At 58.9% G+C, this 18,177-nt stretch carries 19 protein-coding genes and 1 tRNA gene; 8 read left to right on the top strand and 12 right to left on the bottom strand.

Translation table 11 applies throughout. The annotated features are described in order from the left end of the window. Positions 1-8 precede the first annotated feature (8 nt). Positions 9-623 carry an SOS response-associated peptidase gene (locus tag ACR0J8_RS03495; RefSeq protein ID WP_480522682.1) on the top strand — a complete coding sequence of 205 codons (615 nt, stop codon included), beginning with the start codon at positions 9-11 and terminating at the stop codon, positions 621-623. Positions 624-628: 5 nt separating this feature from the next. Here ACR0J8_RS03495 and ACR0J8_RS03490 read toward each other — a convergent pair whose 3' ends face one another. Then, the gene (locus ACR0J8_RS03490; RefSeq protein WP_170679301.1) at positions 629-1,189 is read right to left on the bottom strand and encodes a L,D-transpeptidase; all 561 of its coding nucleotides are present in this window, start codon (positions 1,187-1,189) and stop codon (positions 629-631) included. A gap of 167 nt (positions 1,190-1,356) precedes the next feature. Continuing rightward, complete coding sequence (locus ACR0J8_RS03485; protein WP_170378838.1) at positions 1,357-1,563, bottom strand: cold-shock protein; 207 nt, start codon at positions 1,561-1,563, stop codon at positions 1,357-1,359. Positions 1,564-2,017: 454 nt separating this feature from the next. Here ACR0J8_RS03485 and ACR0J8_RS03480 point away from each other — a divergent pair, with 454 nt between their 5' ends. Together ACR0J8_RS03480 and ACR0J8_RS03475 are read left to right on the top strand one after the other, a co-directional pair. After that, positions 2,018-2,494, top strand: coding sequence for a hypothetical protein (locus tag ACR0J8_RS03480; RefSeq protein WP_480888885.1), 477 nt, complete (start codon positions 2,018-2,020; stop codon positions 2,492-2,494). A 190-nt stretch (positions 2,495-2,684) separates the two neighbouring features. Then, on the top strand, positions 2,685-3,152 hold the full coding sequence (locus ACR0J8_RS03475; protein WP_480888884.1) for an REP-associated tyrosine transposase: 468 nt from the start codon (positions 2,685-2,687) through the stop codon (positions 3,150-3,152). A gap of 413 nt (positions 3,153-3,565) precedes the next feature. Here the strand turns inward: ACR0J8_RS03475 and ACR0J8_RS03470 are convergent, their stop codons facing one another. After that, the gene (locus ACR0J8_RS03470; RefSeq protein WP_480888883.1) at positions 3,566-4,267 is read right to left on the bottom strand and encodes a hypothetical protein; all 702 of its coding nucleotides are present in this window, start codon (positions 4,265-4,267) and stop codon (positions 3,566-3,568) included. A 47-nt stretch (positions 4,268-4,314) separates the two neighbouring features. After that, positions 4,315-5,982 (bottom strand): energy-dependent translational throttle protein EttA, encoded by a 1,668-nt coding sequence (gene ettA, locus ACR0J8_RS03465; protein ID WP_480486725.1) that lies wholly within the window; start codon positions 5,980-5,982, stop codon positions 4,315-4,317. A 116-nt stretch (positions 5,983-6,098) separates the two neighbouring features. On the opposite strand from ettA, the gene ACR0J8_RS03460 reads away from it, so the two are divergent. From ACR0J8_RS03460 to dacB, 3 genes are all read left to right on the top strand, one after another. Next, positions 6,099-6,590 (top strand): MOSC domain-containing protein, encoded by a 492-nt coding sequence (locus tag ACR0J8_RS03460; protein WP_480888882.1) that lies wholly within the window; start codon positions 6,099-6,101, stop codon positions 6,588-6,590. A gap of 32 nt (positions 6,591-6,622) precedes the next feature. Next, positions 6,623-7,243, top strand: coding sequence for a nicotinate-nucleotide adenylyltransferase (locus ACR0J8_RS03455; RefSeq protein ID WP_480522687.1), 621 nt, complete (start codon positions 6,623-6,625; stop codon positions 7,241-7,243). A 67-nt stretch (positions 7,244-7,310) separates the two neighbouring features. Continuing rightward, positions 7,311-8,789, top strand: coding sequence for a D-alanyl-D-alanine carboxypeptidase/D-alanyl-D-alanine endopeptidase (gene dacB, locus ACR0J8_RS03450; protein ID WP_480522688.1), 1,479 nt, complete (start codon positions 7,311-7,313; stop codon positions 8,787-8,789). A 2-nt stretch (positions 8,790-8,791) separates the two neighbouring features. Here dacB and ACR0J8_RS03445 read toward each other — a convergent pair whose 3' ends face one another. The 4 genes from ACR0J8_RS03445 to modA all read right to left on the bottom strand — a co-directional run bounded on the left by ACR0J8_RS03445 (position 8,792) and on the right by modA (position 11,915). Beyond that, complete coding sequence (locus ACR0J8_RS03445; protein WP_170614169.1) at positions 8,792-9,214, bottom strand: tellurite resistance TerB family protein; 423 nt, start codon at positions 9,212-9,214, stop codon at positions 8,792-8,794. Positions 9,215-9,343: 129 nt separating this feature from the next. After that, complete coding sequence (gene modC, locus ACR0J8_RS03440) at positions 9,344-10,441, bottom strand: molybdenum ABC transporter ATP-binding protein (protein ID WP_321249719.1); 1,098 nt, start codon at positions 10,439-10,441, stop codon at positions 9,344-9,346. After that, the gene (modB, locus tag ACR0J8_RS03435; protein WP_480522689.1) at positions 10,438-11,130 is read right to left on the bottom strand and encodes a molybdate ABC transporter permease subunit; all 693 of its coding nucleotides are present in this window, start codon (positions 11,128-11,130) and stop codon (positions 10,438-10,440) included. Before modB ends, modC begins: the two co-directional genes overlap by 4 nt. A gap of 5 nt (positions 11,131-11,135) precedes the next feature. Continuing rightward, positions 11,136-11,915 (bottom strand): molybdate ABC transporter substrate-binding protein, encoded by a 780-nt coding sequence (gene modA, locus ACR0J8_RS03430; protein ID WP_480522690.1) that lies wholly within the window; start codon positions 11,913-11,915, stop codon positions 11,136-11,138. Positions 11,916-12,119: 204 nt separating this feature from the next. Here modA and ACR0J8_RS03425 point away from each other — a divergent pair. Then, positions 12,120-12,195: transfer RNA gene (locus tag ACR0J8_RS03425), tRNA-Val, on the top strand. A gap of 85 nt (positions 12,196-12,280) precedes the next feature. Here the strand turns inward: ACR0J8_RS03425 and ACR0J8_RS03420 are convergent. The 4 genes from ACR0J8_RS03420 to ACR0J8_RS03405 are packed head-to-tail and all read right to left on the bottom strand — an operon-like array spanning position 12,281 to position 16,935. Then, positions 12,281-13,522, bottom strand: a complete 1,242-nt coding sequence (locus tag ACR0J8_RS03420; protein ID WP_480888881.1) for a dipeptidase — start codon at positions 13,520-13,522, stop codon at positions 12,281-12,283. Positions 13,523-13,568: 46 nt separating this feature from the next. Further along, positions 13,569-14,750, bottom strand: a complete 1,182-nt coding sequence (locus ACR0J8_RS03415; RefSeq protein ID WP_480522692.1) for a carbohydrate porin — start codon at positions 14,748-14,750, stop codon at positions 13,569-13,571. Next, the gene (locus ACR0J8_RS03410) at positions 14,747-15,511 is read right to left on the bottom strand and encodes a DUF3299 domain-containing protein (protein WP_480522693.1); all 765 of its coding nucleotides are present in this window, start codon (positions 15,509-15,511) and stop codon (positions 14,747-14,749) included. Before ACR0J8_RS03410 ends, ACR0J8_RS03415 begins: the two co-directional genes overlap by 4 nt. A gap of 26 nt (positions 15,512-15,537) precedes the next feature. Further along, positions 15,538-16,935 (bottom strand): amidohydrolase family protein, encoded by a 1,398-nt coding sequence (locus ACR0J8_RS03405; RefSeq protein ID WP_480888880.1) that lies wholly within the window; start codon positions 16,933-16,935, stop codon positions 15,538-15,540. A gap of 142 nt (positions 16,936-17,077) precedes the next feature. On the opposite strand from ACR0J8_RS03405, the gene ACR0J8_RS03400 reads away from it, so the two are divergent. Then, on the top strand, positions 17,078-18,085 hold the full coding sequence (locus ACR0J8_RS03400) for a helix-turn-helix domain-containing protein (protein WP_480522695.1): 1,008 nt from the start codon (positions 17,078-17,080) through the stop codon (positions 18,083-18,085). Positions 18,086-18,177: the final 92 nt, after the last annotated feature.

Raw genomic sequence — 18,177 nt, 5'->3', positions numbered from 1 at the left:
AGCGCATCATGCCGGGGCGGTTTTTTCTGACGCGGTCCATTTCCGAGATTGCCCGGTTTCTGGGTGTTCCCGCTGAGGTGGCCGCTCAGCTGCCGCGTCATAACATTCAGCCGGGGCAGGAGGTGATGACCCTGACAAGCGCGGGGCTGGCGCCGATGCGCTGGGGCATGATCCCGGTGGGGCGGGTCAACGCGCGGGGCCGCCCGGTTATGGAGACTATCATCAACGCAAGATCCGAAACGGTGTTTGACAAGACGGCGTTTCAGGGTGTGGGCAGGGCTGTTATTCCTGTCGACGGCTGGTACGAATGGACCGGAGAGAAACGGCGCAAGACAGCGTGGCGCATTTCCTCGGTTGACGGCGCGCCGCTGATATTTGCGGCGATTACGGACACCTGGCAGGCCCCCGGCGGACTATGCGTCAATCAGGTTGCCGCAGTGACCTGCGAACCGAACGCGGATGTCCGGCCGATCCATCATCGCATGGGGGTTTTGCTGAACCTGTCCGATGTGCAGGGATGGCTGACCGGAACCGATGCCGAAGCGCAAAGCCTTGCACGCCCGTGGCCAGAAGGGCGGTTAAGGATCGAGCAGGCTATTGATGTGGATTGGTCAGCGCCGTGATCGGATTAAACCACACTGACCACCGTGCCCAATGGTACGCGCTGGTAAAGGTCGATCACATGCTCGTTCAGCATTCGGATGCAGCCGTTTGACACCGCCCGCCCAATGGTCTGCGGCTGTGTTGTACCATGAATGCGGAAATAGGTGTCGACGCCGTTTTGGAACAGATAGAGCGCCCGGGCCCCCAGTGGATTGTCTCCTCCGCCGGGCTGGACATAATCGTTGTCCTTGAATTTGGCGTAAGTCACCGGTTCCCGCTCGATCATTTCGTCCGTTGGCCGCCACGTCGGCCATTCCTTCTTCACGTCGATTGTCGCGGTGCCGGTGAATTCCAACCCGGCTTTGCCGACCCCGCAGCCATAGCGGATCGCCTTGCGCGGCTCGGTCACGAAATACAGATAGAACGAGCGTGGCACGACCAGCAACTGACCAGGCTGAAACTGTTTCTTGATCCGGACCACCTGCGGCGTGGGGTCGTATTCGACGGCTTTCTTCTTGGCCAGGCTCATTCCCGGTGTGAGGCTGGCTGCTGCTGTCGATGCAAGAAATACACGGCGCGTGAACATGGTGGGCTCACCTATCCTTCATGAAAAACATGAATTCAGTCTCGGAAGGATACACGATCCGGTCAATCGCTGCGCACTGATAAAGGGATTGTGATGTATTTTGCGCGCCACAGTTCAAGGGCGCGGCAAGAAAAAGGGCGGAGAGATTCTCCGCCCTTTTTAACTGGTCAGGCCAGTTCGATATTGTCCGCGCTTTCGCGGCCGTCACGACCCGAGCGCAGCTCGTACGTGACTTTCTGGTTGTCGGCCAGACCGGTCAAGCCGGAACGTTCCACGGCCGAGATGTGTACGAAGATGTCTTTGCCGCCATCTTCGGGTGCGATAAAGCCGTAGCCTTTGGTGGTGTTGAACCATTTTACGGTGCCTGCTGGCATGTCCGTTGTCTCCTGTTTTGATGCTGCCCACGGGGTTGCGGCAGCCTGGCGTCGTCGGTCTGGATCGATAGACTGAGCGCCGGAAACGGAGACAGTAGGTCGAAATAGAAAAACGTAAGCAACCGGGATATGGCACCGCGCAGGGCGTGTGACAAGGGAGTTTGTGTGCTTTGTACAACGGTTTAAGGGCCTGCAGCGCGTTTTGAACGGTTTCCCGCCGAAGGGTTCGGCCCGAATCCCGCGCATGTCGAACCTGATACGGGGACCGCGATTTCAACAACCTGAGCAGAATTGACAGAAGCGCCTACCACCATGGACCGTGCCCGGGCAATCGTCAGTTGTGTCCCGAGTCGCAGAGCACCCGAAAAACTATAGGGTAGAGAAGCAGGGTTGCCCACAAACCTCAGATTTTATTCAGATATTACGATGTTTTGAAAAGCAGGCTTTTGGTGCTATGGTGACGCACACAACCGTGGGGGCGGATATGAGACTTGTTTGTACATTTGCGGTCCTTTGCTGGGCTGGAACATCAGATGCTCTGACTATAAAAATTGATTGGCAAAACCAGTTGTCGAATGGTGTGGAAAGACAAACCAGCCGGTTGTCAGCTTATTCGAACAAAAAATCTCGCGAGGGTGTGGAATGGGCAATGTTCCAGATCATCCAGTCGGCGAAAATTTCTAATCGTTACCTTGAAGAGCTTCGACATCTTCAAGATCGGGAGCAGGATCCAATCGAACAGGATGAGGAACTGACGGAAGTTACAGAGCCCGACTTCTGTGAATTGTGGTGCGAAGAGCCCGGGTCGGAAGGTACCGTGACAGAAGTGAATGTCTCTGCCGTCCCAATTCCGGCCACTGGGTTGTTGCTGATCGGTGCTTTGGCGGGACTGTTCGGGTTCAGACGGATGGGTGGCAGCCGGTCCGGGTAGGCGCGGCAACGAACGACCCCTTGGTATTTCGAAAGTGAATTATGTAATCCGATGGCGCGGTGCTTTGGCGTCTCGCCATCGCGTATGCAACCAGTCGCTGGATGGGTGGAACCGCCCGTCCTTCCGGTCCCTTACCGTTTCAGTCCACCCCTTTACGAGTTGGTAGTCATAGCTGCCGTAAACTGGATGCATGTCCAACTATCGGCGTGTCCGCATTCCCGGCGCCAGTTATTTCTTCACCGTTTCTTTGGCCGATCGATCGTCGGACCTGTTGACGCGCGAAGTGGCGCATCCGCGGGCGGCCTTTGCGATGACGCAGAGGGAGCGGCCATTCTGGTGCGATGCGTTTGTTGTGTTGCCGGATCATTTGCATGCAGTATGGACCCTGCCACCTGGGGATGCGGATTATTCGACGCGGTGGGGCGCGATCAAGGCACGGTTTACCATGCGTGTGAATAAGGCAAGTTGTAGGCCGGGCTTCAGCCCGGCACTCGTGCCCAGGGAATTACCCGTCGTGACATCCGGCAGGTATGCCGGGCTGAAGCCCGGCCTACGAGCCGATAAACGCGAAGCGCCTGTATGGCAACGCCGGTTTTGGGAACATTGCATCCGGGACGAACGGGATTACCGCAATCATATGGCGTATTGTTGGGGGTGAGTGCCGATCCACCGCAGGTGGCGAAACGTCCAGTGGACGTTTCGAGGCGCGAACGGGCGGAGCCCCGATCAAACATGGGTTGGTGGAGCGCCCGACCGATTGGCCGTATTCGTCAATCCATCGCGACATTCGGGCGGGTCGAGTTGGTCCGGAATGGAGTGGTGGCATCACCCAAGAGGCGTTTGGGGAACCGTAGGATGGGTGATTTCACCCATCATTTGATGAGGTAGATGGGGATTGAGTAGCGATGGGTGCAAGCACCCATCCTACGCTTGCTGTTCGCTTTGCGCCGAGGTGTATTTTCGGAGGCTTGAGAAACCCGGAATGGATTGGCACCCAAATGGATGGAAAGACTGGGACGCGGGAGGAAGTATGTTCGCACCAATCCCACAGCTCCTAAGTTAGTCCACCAACTAAGCTGCTAAGCAGCCATGAGTTCCGATGTCGGAACCAAAATTGTTTTGCAGATTGACCAGCATGGCTCCGTCCTCACCTGTTGTTCCGAAATCTCTCAATAATTCAGCAAGAATATCTGCTGCCTTGTATGTTTCCTGAGAATAAGGCCCATACACAAGGGATTGTTGTTCATACAACAATTTGCTGTATTTTATTGCTTTTTCTGTTTGCCCCGAATCGACAAGGCTAGAAAGGTTAAATCCTGCAGGTTTAAATCCAGCAGGTGCTTTTCCAAGAGCGTTTTTAACTTTGGGTGGCGTGAAGCCTGCTGCCCTAGGGTCAATTGGGAAATTACAACTGGCGACTGGTGGGAATAAAATCTTTTCCATAAGCTTATCAAGTTCTTCGTTCTTTTCCTTGTCGGAAAAATCGGAATCATCAAGCAACTCGCACTTAAAATAAATAATCTTTTCCCAAAGGTATAGTTTAGCACCTTCTGGGTAACCGGAAAGCGTATCTCCTTTCACTATCTCTTTGTATACACCATCTACTTCCGCGCTCGCCCCACCCAGTTTGGAAAGTAGGCCTGTGACCTCGCCGTCGATCTTTCCTTGAACGTCTTTTGAGATTGTTTTATCGGCCACAGGATTCAAAGGGGTGCAGTCAAGTGCCATGCTTGCTGTCGGCAAACAAATCGCCAATGCGAAAACAATGCGCATATCAAATCTCCATCAAAACGATAAAGATAATATACACGAAAGGCCTCTCATCGGACAAACTTCTTATGCTTCAATCGCTTGGGCTCCAGCGCGTCCGGTCCCAGACGGCGCTTTTTGTCCTCTTCGTAATCCTCGAAGTTGCCCTCGAACCACTCCACGTGGGCATCGCCTTCGAACGCTAGGATATGCGTGCAAATCCGGTCGAGGAAGAAGCGGTCGTGTGAGATGACAACGGCGCAGCCGGCGAAATCGACCAGCGCGTCTTCCAGTGCGCGCAGGGTTTCGACGTCAAGGTCGTTTGTGGGTTCGTCGAGCAGCAGGACGTTGCCGCCCTCTTTCAGCAGGCGGGCCATGTGGACGCGATTGCGCTCACCCCCTGACAGCAGCGAGACCTTCTTCTGCTGGTCACCACCCTTGAAGTTGAAAGACGAGCAATAGGCGCGGGAATTGACCTGCGCGTCGCCCAACTGAATGATCTCGGCACCGCCGGTGATCGCTTCCCATACAGTGTCGTTATCTTTCAGGTCATCGCGGGACTGGTCGACATAAGACAGCTCGACCGTGTCGCCCAGCGTGATGGTACCACTGTCGGGCTGTTCCTGACCGGTGAGCATCTTGAACAGCGTCGACTTACCGGCACCGTTGGGGCCGATGACGCCGACAATGCCGCCGGGTGGCAGGGCAAAGTCCAGCCCTTCGATCAGTTGCTTGTCACCCATGTGTTTCGACAGGCCCTCAACCTCGATCACCTTGCCGCCAAGGCGCTGGCCGTTGGGGATGACAATCTGGGCGCGGGTCAGCTTTTCGCGTTCGGACTGCTCGGCCAGCTCGTTATAGGCGTTGATCCGAGCCTTGGATTTGGCCTGACGCGCCTTCTGACCCTGACGCATCCACTCCAGTTCGCGCTGCAGGGTTTTCTGCTTGGACTTGTCCTCGCGCGCTTCCTGCTCCAGTCGCTTGGCCTTTTGTTCCAGCCATGCGGAGTAGTTGCCCTCGTACGGAATGCCACGGCCGCGGTCGAGCTCCAGAATCCAGCCAGTAATGTCATCCAGGAAATACCGGTCGTGGGTGACGATCAGGATGGTGCCTTTGTAGTCGATCAGGTGCTGTTGCAGCCAGGCGATCGTCTCGGCGTCCAGGTGGTTGGTCGGTTCGTCCAAGAGCAGCATGTCGGGCGCTTCCAGCAGCAGCTTGCACAGCGCCACACGGCGTTTCTCACCACCCGAGAGGTTGGCGATGTTGGCATCGTCCGGCGGGCAGCGCAGCGCCTCCATCGAGACGTCGATCTGGCTGTCGAGGTCCCACAGGTTTTCCGCGTCGATGGCGTCCTGCAGGGTGGTCATTTCCTCCATCAGCTCGTCCGAATAGTTCTCGGCGATCTCCATGGCGATCTCGTTGAAGCGGTCGACCTTGGCCTTTTTCGCGGCCACGCCCAGCATGACGTTTTCGCGGACAGTCAGGGATTCGTCCAGCTGCGGTTCCTGCGGCAGATAGCCGACCTTGGCACCTTCGGCGGCCCAGGCCTCACCGGTGAAGTCGGTGTCGAGACCGGCCATGATCTTCATCAGCGTCGATTTACCTGCGCCGTTGACGCCGACGACACCGATTTTCACGCCGGGCAGAAAACTCAGGTGGATGTTTTCAAAGCACTTCTTGCCACCGGGATAGGTCTTGGAGACACCCTGCATGTGGTAGACATATTGATAGGCGGCCATGTCGCGTCCTCTGGGTCGGGAAATTGGGTTGGAACGCTAGATATCCAAGCGGGACGGGCGGGGCAAGCTGGTGGTTTCGTGAATTTCGTTCACGGATCGCGACGGGTATTGTGGCCATGATCGAATGGGAGAGTGTTTTGTCGGAACTGGCAGGTTTGATAGCTGGATGGGCGCAGCCCGGGCATGTTGATTGGATCGGCTTGCGCCCTGACCGGCGGGCCGCGATGATCCCTGTTAAACAGGTTCTGGTATCCGAGGCCGGACCCGAGGGCGATCGGAGCCGCGCAGGTAAACGCGCGGTGTCGCTGATCCAGCAGGAGCATCTGGCGGCGATTGGTGCGTATCTGAGGCAGGGGCCTGTTTCGCCGGACATTCTGCGGCGCAACCTGGTGGTGTCGGGGATCAATTTGGCCGCGCTCAAGGGGCGCGAAGTGCAGGTGGGTGAGGCCATTTTGCGGTTCACCGTGATTTGTGCGCCCTGCAGCCGAATGGAGGAGGCGCTGGGCAAAGGTGGCTACTCAGCCGTGCGCGGACATGGCGGCTGGTGTGCCGAAGTGGTGCGATCCGGGCAGGTCCGCCTGGGCGACGCGGTGCAACCAGTTGATTGACAAGCCCGACCGAATTTGAACATCAGCAAAGAATGAAGCGGCATTCGATCCCTTTTGCGCGGCCCGGGCAGGTCGTGGGGCTGTTCGGTGGATCCTTTGATCCGCCGCATCGCGGTCATGTGCATGTGACGCTTGAGGCGATGAAGGCGTTCGGGTTGGATCGTGTGTGGTGGCTGGTTTCGCCGGGCAATCCGCTGAAAGAGCGCGGCCCCGCGCCGCTGGAACGGCGGGTTCGGGCGGCAAGGGCAGTCATGCGGCACCCAAGGGTCGAAGTCACGGGTATCGAGGCGCAGACGGGAACGCGGGCGACGGCCGATACTCTGGCGGCGTTGCAGAGGCTCTATCCGCAGGTCAGGTTTGTCTGGCTGATGGGTGCGGATAATCTGGCGCAGTTTCACCGCTGGAAAGACTGGCGGAAGATCATGGACAGTGTACCTGTGGGTGTGGTCGCGCGGCCCGGCGACCGGATTTCGGCGCGGATGTCTCCGGCAGCGCGGGCTTACGCAAGCTATCGGATTGACGGGCAGGCGCGGCATTTGCTGGGGCGGGCCAGCGCCCCCGCTTGGTGTTTCGTGAATGTGCCGATGGTCGATGTCAGCTCGACCGAAATACGCGGGCGCGGTGAATGGGCAAATCAGGTGTTGCCGGAATAGCCCCCATGGCCACATAATCCAGTGCGGGCGGTTGTTTGGGCGAAAACTCTGGGATTTTAATTGACCTATGGTTGATCGTTATTCGCGTCGATTCATTCTTGGCGGGCTTGGGGCCGCGCTGATCCCCGCTACCGGACTGGCTGGGGCGCCGCTGGTGTCACTGCGCCCGCAGATGCGCGGGCCGGAGCTGAACGGTGTCGAGCGGGTTGTCCGCGCAGCCGGACTGCAGGGTGAGGTCGTCTTTGCCGTCGCCGATGCGGAATCCGGGGCGCAGCTGGAAGGATATGGCGCGCAGGACGGATTGCCGCCAGCCAGCGTGGCCAAGGCGCTGACGGCATTGTATGCGCTGGATGTGCTGGGGCCAGAGCATCGGTTTGAAACCAGATTGATGGCGGACGGACCGGTTGAGAACGGTATTCTGAAGGGCGACCTGATCCTTGTAGGTGGCGGCGATCCGCTGCTGGATACGGATGCACTTGCCAGCATGGCGGCCAATCTGCGCGAGGCCGGGATCACCGAGGTGCGCGGCGCGTTCAAAGTGTATGATGGCGCGCTGCCCTACGTGAACAGCATCGACCCGGGCCAGCCGGATCATCTGGGCTACAGCCCGGCGATAAGTGGCATATCGCTGAATTTCAACCGGGTTCATTTCGAATGGAAGCGCGACGGCAAGGGCTATAATGTGGCCATGGATGCGCGCAGTGCACGGTATAACCCGGCCGTCGACATGGCGACGATGCAGGTCGAAGCCCGCAGTTTGCCGATTTACACCTACCAGCCCAGTGCGCGGCAGGACCGGTGGACTGTTGCCAAGGCGGCGTTGGGCAATGGCGGCGCGCGGTGGCTGCCCGTTCGAAAGCCGGCGCTATATGCGGGCGATGTGTTCCGCACGCTGGCGCGGGTCAACGGCATCGTTCTGGGCCGGGTTCAGGTCACACGGCAGGCGCCTGAGGGCACGATTCTGGTGGTGCACCAGAGTGACTCGCTGGAGAGCATCCTGCGGGGAATGCTGAAATATTCGACCAACCTGACGGCCGAGATGGTCGGGTTGGCGGCCTCACGGGCGCGGGGCGCGCGACCGCAGACCCTGGCCGAGTCCGCGTCCGAGATGAACCGATGGGCGGCTGAAACCTATGGTGTCGAGCGGATCGCCATGGTGGATCATTCGGGTCTGGGCGATGCCTCGCGCATGGCGCCCGGCGATCTGGTCAAAGCGCTGGTTGCGGCACGCAAGACAAATGTGCTGCGCCCGTTGTTGAAGCCCTTCACCCTGACCGACAGCAAAGGACGCGCCGTGCGGGATCACCCCGTCAAGGTAGCCGCCAAAACCGGAACGCTGAATTTCGTTTCCGGCCTGGGCGGGTTTTTGACCACGGTTGACGGAACCGATCTGGCCTTTGCCATCTTTACCGCCGACGTGGACCGGCGCGCCACAATTCCACGTGCGCTGCGCGAACGCCCCGAGGGTGCGCGCAACTGGAACAGGCGCTCGCGCAAGCTGCAGCGCACGCTGATCGAGCGCTGGGGGTCACTTTACGGCAGTTGAACTCAGACGGTGTGGCGGGCGCGGGCGCCGCGCTCGATCGCGGCGGCGTGCAGGCGGTCTACGTCCAGTTCGTACCGGATTTCCTCGAGCAGGCGCAGTTCGGTTTCCGCGAGGGTGCCATCGGCGGCTGCAACGTCGCAGGCCAGCGCGTAGGCGGTTTCGTTCAGCCGCTCGGGCAGGTTTTCCCGGATCAGGCCAAACAGGGCGTCCAGACCGTCTTCCTGTTCGAACAGGTCAAACACGATCTGTGACACCCGGCGGGTACGGTCGATGTCGTAATCGGCAAAAACCGGCAGCATGTTGACGGCTGTTTCTATCTTGACCAGTTCGGCGGTGCGAATGTTTTCGTCCGAGGCCGAGACCGCGACCATGATCGCCACGAGGCAATCCTGCGGGGACATCGGATGTGCAATTTGGTCGGTCATGGCCTGTTCCTGACTGGTTTTTCTGAGTGGGCACGATAGGAGGGCGCGCAGGCAGGTTCAACACCTTGTTTTCTGTGACTTGGTCGGGGAATGCCCGCGGTTTGTATCCGGAATGCCGCTCCGGACGGATCAGCTTGTGTTCACCCGGCCGCCGACATCCTGAGGTGCCAGAGCCACGGTTTTGATTACGGCGTAACAGGTGCGTCCCGGGGCCAGGCCCAGGGCCGACACCGACCGGCGAGTGACGCGGGCCAGAACCGGGCCCGCGGGGGTTTGCACCGATACGATTGCCCCCGGACCGTCACCGGCGCGGATCGTATCGACCGTGCCTTCCAGGACGTTCAGGGCCGACAGACCTTCGGGTTTTCGGTCTGACAGGATGACTTCCTGCGCCGGGATGCGAATGCGCAGGTTTTCTCCGACCCGGTGCGGGATGCGCGGCAGGAACAGGCGTGCACCGCCCGCGTCCAGCTCGCTCAGCCCGTCGGCGTGGTGATCGTGGACCCGAACCCGCAGCACCGCGCCGACCGCGCGCACACCGGCAGGTGCAACGGAAGGGTCTGCCAGCACGTCCGGGGCGGGACCGTGCCGCACGACCTTGCCGTCCTGCAAGGCCACAACCGAGGTCGCAAGCCGGGCCACCTCGGCGGCGGAGTGTGTGACATAGAGGATAGGCACCGATACCTCGTCCCGCAGCCGCTCGAAGTAGGGCAGGATTTCCGCCTTACGGGCGTCATCCAGCGCGGCGAGCGGTTCGTCGGCCAGTATCAGGCGGGGGCTGGCCAACAGGGCTCTGCCGATGGCAACACGCTGCTTTTCGCCACCCGACAGGCCCGAGGGGCGGCGATCCAGCAGATGACCGACGCCCAGCATTTCGATTACTTTGCCGGGATCTTCACGGTGCGCCCTGCGGGGCGCAAACCAGCGGCCGTAAGCCAAATTCTGGCGGACGGTCAGATGCGGAAACAGTCGGCCTTCCTGAAAGATATAGCCAAGACGTCGCCGGTGAGGTGGCAGCCACAGTCCCTGATCCGTGTCGAACAGAACCCAGTCATCCACGGCCACCCGCCCCGCTCGGGGACGCAGCAGACCGGCCACCGCATTCACAACGGTGGTCTTGCCGGAACCCGATCGCCCGAACAGGACGGTCACACCGGGCGGTGCGTCAAAGCTGAGGTCCAGATCGATCCCCGGCAGTTCCTGTTGCAAGCGGACAGAAAGGCTCATGACCCGGCCACCCGTTCCGCCGCGCGGCGGCCGACATATTCGGACAGAAGCAGCGCGCCCATGGCAATGATGATGGACACGATGACCAGCCGGGTTGCGGCGGCCTCACCGCCGGGAACCTGCAGAAACGCATAGACTGCGGATGGCAGGGTCTGTGTCTGGCCGGGGATGTTGGACACGAATGTTATGGTGGCCCCAAACTCGCCCATTGCCTTGGCAAAGGCCAGAATGGCACCGGCGATGACGCCCGGAAGGATCATCGGCAAGGTAACGGTGGCAAAAACCATGGGCCGTGAGGCCCCCAAGGTCGCACCTGCCTGTTCCAGTTTCGGGTCCACCGCCTCAATCGACAGTCGGATGGCGCGAACCATCAGGGGAAAGGCCATGATACCGGCGGCCAGCGCCGCGCCGGTCCAGCGAAAGGCAAACACCATGCCGAACTCGGCCAGGAAGCTGCCCAGCGGCCCCTGAATGCCGAAGGTCAGCAACAACAGATATCCGGTCACGACAGGTGGCAGGATCAGGGGCAGATGCACCAGCCCGTTCAGCACCTGCCGCCCCGGAAAGCGCCAGCGCGCCAAGGCGTAGGCCACAAAAATGCCAAACGGCAGCGTGGCCAGTGTGGCCCAGAACGACACCCGCAGGGACAGTTTCAGCGCCTCAAGCTCTTCTGGTCCCAACCAGCCCATCGGCATTACCCGTCCGGCAGGGAAAAACCCTGCGCGGCAAAAACGCCCTGAGATGGCGTAGATTGCAAGTGTTCGAGAAAGGCCCGACCTGCCGGATTGGCGGTTGCGGTCAGGGCGGCGGGATAAACGATTGGGGGGTGCAGGTCACCCGGTATCGCAGCGACCACGCTGACCCGGGTTTCGGCCTGCGCATCCGATCGGTAGACAATGCCCAACGGGGCAGCGCCGCTTGCAACCAGCGCAAGTGCGGCGCGCACATTGTCGGTCTGTGCAACCTGTTCCTGCACATCGTCCCACAAGCCCAGGCTTTGTAACGCGGCCTTGGCATAGACGCCCGCAGGGACGGCATCGACCAGCGCCGTGGCCAGATACCCGCCGGCTAGCGCGGTCACCAGATCGAATTCAGCGGATAGGTCCTGCAAGGGTGCCTGACGGGAAGGGCCTATCAGCACAAGACCGTTGCCCAGAAGATCGATACGGGAATCGGGCGCAATCAGCCCCATGTCCTGCAACTGATCCATCCAGTCCTGATTGGCCGAGATGAAAAGATCCGCCGGTGCGCCCTGCTGAATTTGCCGCGCCAGAACTGAGGATGCGGCATAAGACACCGTCACCTGATGCCCGGTCCGGTCTTCAAAAACAGGGACGATTTCATCCAGTGCCGTCTTGAGGCTGGCGGCCGCAAAGACGAGAACACCCTCGGCCGTGGCCCGGACCGGAGCCAGCGTCAGGGTGCCAAGGACCAGGGCCGCAATGAGAAAACGGCAGGCGCGGGTCAGGATCATGCGCATTCCTGTGGTTTCAGTCCTTTCGGGAATATCGGAGGCAGCAGGGAACACGCAAGCGCCTTTCCCTGCGGCGAAGGAATTTGTGGGCCAGTGGTCTGACGAAATCGCTGATCTGATCCGGCCCGTTCCTGTCCCTTGGCGCAAGAATTTGTTCCAGACCCTCTTGCGCCCGCGCGCAGGCTTGGCTACATGCACCGTCACGGGTGATTAGCTCAGTTGGTAGAGCGCTTCGTTTACACCGAAGATGTCGGGAGTTCGAGTCTCTCATCACCCACCATTCTTCAGCCCTGATGTTCTGGCGTCATTTCAAATAAAGACGCGACAACGCCACTTTGCGTTCATCGCGGGTGTTTGTTGTTGGTCTAACGTGAATAGAACCCGTCACGAAGCTCTTGTCGCAAGCGCAGACGCTCGGGGTATTCTTTCAGAAACTGTTCGGGCGGCTTGCCTTCCCAGACCTGCGCGTAGACCCTCATCTTGTTGCCGCCATAGATCTTTTCGAGATCCTCGTTGGAATAGCCGCGCGCCCAAAGATCATCCGTGATGGCCGCCAGGATCTTGGCGAGTTCACCGTTGCCGGTGGCTCCTTTGTTGAAGGCGTCGATCATGTATCCGCCGTCATCGTACATGCTTGCGTTTGCAGTTGCGAACTGCACGACAAGTTCGGTCGAGAACATGTCATCCGTTGCGATCCCGACATGGTCGACACCCACAAGCTGGACGTAATAATCGATCATATCTGCGGCCTGTTTGGGCGAGATATCCTCGGGCCAGATGCCGTCCATCATCCATTCCGTAAACGTGGGCGAGATATAGCCGCCTGACTTGGCGGCCCGCAGCGCCTCGTCGTCGGGAATGGCGCGATAACATCCGCGCGCGGTTGCGTTGGGTTCGTTCTTGTAAAGCCCCGCAGGCACAGAATGTGTGTAGACATAAGGCACGCTGGGGTAATTCTCGTCCATATAGTTCATGGCGTCGTTGGCGGTCTTGGAACCAGTATGGCTGAGGTCCAGCAGGATGCCGAACCGCACCATTTCATCGATGACGGATTTGCCCCAAGGCGTAAGGCCGATGTCACGTCCGTTGTAGGCTGCTAATTGTCCCGAACCCGTTCGGAAAATATCGTTGTAGGCCAGGATCATGCTCTTGATGCCCATGTCCTTGAGCAATGCCATCTTCCTAAGGTCACCATTCAGGATTGTGGCGGTCTGGCTGTTCCAAATGACGGTGGTTTTGCCTTGTAGGTGGGCGGCTTCGATATCCCGGGTTTCATTCACGACAAGGTAGTTCTCGGGCTGCTGCGCCATGGCGGCGCGGAAGTGATAATGCTGTTCCAGAAGGGTTTCGAAGGACATGTCCGCTGCGGCCAGTGTCATCTCATGACCTGTGATGCCATTGTCCCGAGCACGTTCAAAGTAGGTGTGCAACTGGTCGTACTCGGTCCAGCCGGTGCCGTAGGGGCTGGCCAGCATACCCAGAACGATTGTGTCCTTCACGAACTGCCTGGCTTCATCTGACGCGTCCCATGTCTTGCTTTCTTCACTGGCAAGCAACGCGCCACCAAAGATTATTGCCAGGGCGCTTGCGGCCAACAGGGTCTTCATTACGGAAACTCCCTTGTTTTTTGTTGTTCAGGACGTTGGGCGAGCCTCAGAAAACGATCCGGGTTCGCAGACTGAACAGCGTGATATTATCCTGATTTGGGTTCAGCAGTGGATTGGAAATGAACTGCACCGATGGCGTGATTTGCAGGCCGGGCGAAATCGAAAAGCGATAAAACGCCTCGACTGTGAACTGGTCTCCGTCGATGCCGCGGGCTTCGGCCCAATTGAGGCCCAACCCGGCCAGATCGGTGTTTCGGCCGTAATATCCCATGCCAGCCGAGACCGACCGCTTGTACAGCGCGGCCGTCCCTTTCGCGGCCCCGGCACGCAGGAACGGCATCCATTTGTTGTCCACAAACCAAGCGGCAGAGAACGCACCGCCATAGTCTTCGGGGCGGCTGCCGTCGTCGGCGGCATCCGCGTGCCAGAGGGTAAGATGGACATTGTCAAAATAGATGCGGTCGAAGCCGGATGTGTAACCAAGTTCGAGCGATTTGAAGAGATTGCCATCGCTGAAAACATCAAAATCCGGGTCGGACGGGTCGGCATTGGCATCGGCGACACTGGCGACCAAATAAAGGTTGCTGTTGAGCTTGAGGCCCCCGGCGATGCCCAATCCGGGATTTGGGGCATTGATGGTTGGATTGGTGTTGAACGCCAGGTTCTGAAAACCGCTATAGGGGCTGACCAGACCGTAGATATCAACAAAGTCGGTCACATCGATCTGACCAAACTGTAAGGTCCACGCCCCGTCGTCGGCCCTTTGCGTCCAGAACAGATTGGTCAGCAGCAGCCCGGTGTCGTTGAAAGCCGTCCCGGTGATCGATAGGGCGCCGCCGTCCAGTCCAAGAAACTGCGGCGCAACATCCGTATAGCTGTGCCGGTGCTCGATCTTGAATGTCAGAGAGCCACGCTCGGTCGCTTGCCAGTTTCCGTAAAAGCGCGCGATGCCGCTGGCTGCTTCTCCGGTTCCCAAGTCTGCATTCGTGGTTTGGCCCAACGCCAGATAATCCAGGTTGAACCGAACCCCGTTTTCGGCCAGCCGATCTTTCCAATTGAACCAACCCGGCGCGATGTTGCGCGGAAAATCCGAACGGTATTGCGGGTCGGTCAGCCCGTCCCCGGGTTCAAGATCGGCCTCAACAGATGAAGGTCCTGACAGCCCCTGCGCATTGGCTACAGCAGCGGTCGCGATGACAAAAACGGCGGCAATCAGGTGCCTGATCATTCGGAAATCCTTGCCCCTCCGGTCTTGCGGTCACCCGCCGCGCGGAGACGATCTGCTGCCTGCTTTTTCCACTCCAGCCTGTCTGCCTCTGTTTCCAAAGTTTCGACGCTGTCCGTCTGCAACTGGAAGGTTGCGCGCATGGGCACAAGTCCATCTACGACCATCAGTTCCTGATCCGAAGGGTCAATTGTCAGCTTTCCAGTCAGTCGCACAGGTTCATGAACATAGCTGGGCGTCCAATCGCCGTTCAGCCGCACCCGGATCATCTGGTTCGGCACGGGTGGGGGCATGTGGCTGCACATCCCGCGTTCCGGCACCAAATAGGCCACGGGCTGGCCGTCCGGGTCGCTGGGTGCAGGAATTGCAAAACCCGCCAGTGTAATTGTCTGACCGTCGAATTGCGGGTTTCCGGCAGTCCCCGCCTTTCTTCGGCGTTCAGTCACGACTTCCCGCTGATCCAGCAGCCAGTCGACATCCACACCACCGGCCAGCAAGGCATCCTCGGTCTCGGTCAGAAGCTCTTGCCAGTTCTGCCGTTCTTCGGCGCTGCCTTTGTCCTGCTGCAGCCTACCGCGCAACCGCACAACAAACAGAACGTCGTCGAATTGTTCGGGGCTGAGGTCCCGGTACGGGTCCTCGAATTCCTGCACGGACGGGTCGGGCAAATCAGCCCAGTCCAGCGCTGTGCCTGACATCGCCACCGCAGATTGAGCGCACCAGGACATGGCTACGACGACAGCGAGGAAAAACCAGTGACGCATTAAGAACCTCCGGGTGATTTCTGCGGTCAATCCAGCGTGTTTTTGTAAATTACACCGTCTTTCATGATCACGCGAATGGTTTCCGGGCTATCGGGTCTGGGATCAGCACCGAACCATTGATCCCCGGTACCAACCACCGAGAAATCCTCGAGCGGGTTGCCATCGATCAGCAGAATGTCGGCATAGGCGCCTTCTTCGATCACACCCAGCTTGCCGGCGGTATACGGGTTCATGAAATCGCCCGACAGCGCTACTACCTCGCCGCCGGTCGAGGTCAGCGTCACCATCGACGTGTAAGGGCCAAAGAATTCGTTATTGAGGTGCTTCTCGTAGGCGATCTGGATGTTGCACGCTTCGACCGAGCCGACGCAATCTGTCTGGAACCCGCGCTTGACCGGGCATTCTTTCATGTTGTCGATGTAGCCAGCGAAAGTGGCCGAGGCCGATTTCGCCTTGGCGAGGCTGGAGGGCACATTGGCAACCGCCGGAATATCCAGCAGGCCGGGGTCGAAGGCTGTCAGGTTCGTGGTGATGTAGGCCCCTTTCTGGTTCATGACCTGGGCAATTTCGCAGTCAAACGAGAAGCCATGTTCTATCGACATCACACCTGCGTCGAGCGCACCCAGGATCGCTTCCTTGCGATAGGAATGCGCCATGACGTAGCTGCCGTACTCATTTGCCACCTGCACTGCGGCTTTGATCTCTTCAGGGGACCCCGCCAGCAATTGCCAGGGGTCGAATGCCGAAACCACACCACCGGACTGCATGAACTTAAGTTGCGTTGCACCCATGCGAAAATTGTTGCGCGCGAATTTGTAAACATCGTCAACTCCGCTGACCTCCTGCGCCAGGTTCAGGCGGCTCATATTGGTTTCCGATCCCGGCGGCGCGGTGAAATTGGCAAAGTCGGCGTGGCCACCCCGGGTTCCGATGAACGCACCGGACGGATAGTAACGCGGGCCCTCGATTTGACCTGAGTCGATTGCCCTGCGAAGTCCCCCATTGGCCCCGCCCGCATCCCTGACAGTGGTGAAGCCCTGCATCAGGTACATCTCGGCCATCCGGGCGCCGTGAATGGCGAAGTCTTCCCACGTCGTGTTGGCCTCCATCGCCGGAAGCGTTGGGCCCATCAGCATGAGATGCGCATGCAGCTCGATAAAGCCGGGGGTTAGAGTTCGTCCTCCGCCATCGATCACGGTGGCATCCGCTGCCTCGATCGCATCGGTCGAAACGGATTTAATGAGGTTTCCCTCGACCAGAACGTTGGCATTCTCGACGCGCTGCTCATTCACACCATCGAAGACATGGACATTGGTAAACAGCGTCTGGGGCGCTTTTTCGTCTTGCGCCTGTGCGGCCAGAGAAGAGGAAAACGTTACCGTGACAACGGCCGCTGAAAGAAGGAAGTTTTGTAAGCCGGACATGAGAAACCTCGTCATATTCAGATCCTTTTAGACTAGCCCGAAAGGGCTTGGATCGGTTGCCACTTTTTCAGTAGGATGTTCGAATGTGGCAGGAAAAGTGGCTACTCGCCCAAACTTGCTGCTTGAGCCGAAGGGGACGATCGTGCCTGTCAATTCTACCGCCGGGGACCATAGCGAGGGCTTTATTCGGCTGGCATTGGCCGCGCCGTTTCTACGGTACCTCACCGACCGCAGGATCGACCCGCGGCCGGCCCTGGATCAGGTGGGCCTCAAGGCCGAATTGTTGTCCGATCCATCCGTATATGTGCATTCCGAGCTGGTTTTCGGACTTCTGAATGCGTTTTCGGAATTGGCGGGCGATCGGTATCTCGGGCTTCATGTTGGCGAAACCTTCGATCTGCAAGGCTGGCCGCCTTTTGCGCAGGCGCAGCAATCCTCAAAGACGCTTTTCGAGTTTTTCGCCCATTTCGTGCGGCTCGTGCCGCAGGAATCCAGCTCGGTTCGGCACAGGCTGATCGTGGATGCGGACAAAGCGACCTATCGGGTCGAGCGGCAACAAGAGCCCGCGGTTCCACCGATCCAAGTCACCGGTTTCGGCGCCGCAATCTATGTGAGGCTTCTGCAAACCGTTGTTGGTAACTCGTGGGATCCAACTGTCGTGCGATGGGAAAGCCGATACATCAATGGCTTGCCGATCGCCTACAAGGGGATCGAGGTTGGTCTTGGGGCCGACCCCGGAATGCAGCTGAGTTTTCCCGTCGATTGGTTGTTTTTGCACCATGTTTCAGGGGGTTCTGTCGCCCCTAAAGTCTCGGCGCGACAAGACGAAGAAGTGACCGTGGTTGCCGCTTTGCGATCCGTCTTGCGCGACAAACTGGATGAAACGGATTTGGGACCAGAGGTGGTGGCCGGGTTGCTGGGCATACAGCCGGATCGGTTTCTGAAGGCACTTCAGCAACAACGCACAACGCTGCCGCGCGAAATCAAACGGCTGCGTATCGATGTAGCAAAGGAGCACCTGAAGGACGACAAAAAGACAATCGCAGAGATTGGTCTCTTGCTGGGTTACTCGGACAAGTCCCATTTCACGCGGTTTTTTCGAGGCCAGACTGGAGCGACACCAACCAAATACCGGCTTGGATCTGGCTGAAGCGAAAATTTCTGAATTGGCCTTTCGCTGGCAAGTCTGACAAAAGCCGAAAGAAATTCGGAAGGCGCTCTTTGGGAACGCATCTTGGGATT

The organism is Ruegeria sp. N11 (genome assembly GCF_056531525.1).
The sequence above is the reverse complement of the archived record's forward strand: the minus strand, read 5'-3'. Positions and strand labels throughout refer to the sequence as shown.

Bases quoted from the DNA above. Each gene is read 5' to 3' on its own strand.
- ACR0J8_RS03495 (WP_480522682.1), top strand. From the start codon at position 9: ATGCCGGGGCGGTTTTTTCTGACGCGGTCCATTTCCGAGATTGCCCGG.
- ACR0J8_RS03490 (WP_170679301.1), bottom strand. From the start codon at position 1,189: ATGTTCACGCGCCGTGTATTTCTTGCATCGACAGCAGCAGCCAGCCTC.
- ACR0J8_RS03485 (WP_170378838.1), bottom strand. From the start codon at position 1,563: ATGCCAGCAGGCACCGTAAAATGGTTCAACACCACCAAAGGCTACGGC.
- ACR0J8_RS03480 (WP_480888885.1), top strand. From the start codon at position 2,018: ATGGTGACGCACACAACCGTGGGGGCGGATATGAGACTTGTTTGTACA.
- ACR0J8_RS03475 (WP_480888884.1), top strand. From the start codon at position 2,685: ATGTCCAACTATCGGCGTGTCCGCATTCCCGGCGCCAGTTATTTCTTC.
- ACR0J8_RS03470 (WP_480888883.1), bottom strand. From the start codon at position 4,267: ATGCGCATTGTTTTCGCATTGGCGATTTGTTTGCCGACAGCAAGCATG.
- ettA (WP_480486725.1), bottom strand. From the start codon at position 5,982: ATGGCCGCCTATCAATATGTCTACCACATGCAGGGTGTCTCCAAGACC.
- ACR0J8_RS03460 (WP_480888882.1), top strand. From the start codon at position 6,099: ATGATCGAATGGGAGAGTGTTTTGTCGGAACTGGCAGGTTTGATAGCT.
- ACR0J8_RS03455 (WP_480522687.1), top strand. From the start codon at position 6,623: ATGAAGCGGCATTCGATCCCTTTTGCGCGGCCCGGGCAGGTCGTGGGG.
- dacB (WP_480522688.1), top strand. From the start codon at position 7,311: ATGGTTGATCGTTATTCGCGTCGATTCATTCTTGGCGGGCTTGGGGCC.
- ACR0J8_RS03445 (WP_170614169.1), bottom strand. From the start codon at position 9,214: ATGACCGACCAAATTGCACATCCGATGTCCCCGCAGGATTGCCTCGTG.
- modC (WP_321249719.1), bottom strand. From the start codon at position 10,441: ATGAGCCTTTCTGTCCGCTTGCAACAGGAACTGCCGGGGATCGATCTG.
- modB (WP_480522689.1), bottom strand. From the start codon at position 11,130: ATGGGCTGGTTGGGACCAGAAGAGCTTGAGGCGCTGAAACTGTCCCTG.
- modA (WP_480522690.1), bottom strand. From the start codon at position 11,915: ATGATCCTGACCCGCGCCTGCCGTTTTCTCATTGCGGCCCTGGTCCTT.
- ACR0J8_RS03420 (WP_480888881.1), bottom strand. From the start codon at position 13,522: ATGAAGACCCTGTTGGCCGCAAGCGCCCTGGCAATAATCTTTGGTGGC.
- ACR0J8_RS03415 (WP_480522692.1), bottom strand. From the start codon at position 14,750: ATGATCAGGCACCTGATTGCCGCCGTTTTTGTCATCGCGACCGCTGCT.
- ACR0J8_RS03410 (WP_480522693.1), bottom strand. From the start codon at position 15,511: ATGCGTCACTGGTTTTTCCTCGCTGTCGTCGTAGCCATGTCCTGGTGC.
- ACR0J8_RS03405 (WP_480888880.1), bottom strand. From the start codon at position 16,935: ATGTCCGGCTTACAAAACTTCCTTCTTTCAGCGGCCGTTGTCACGGTA.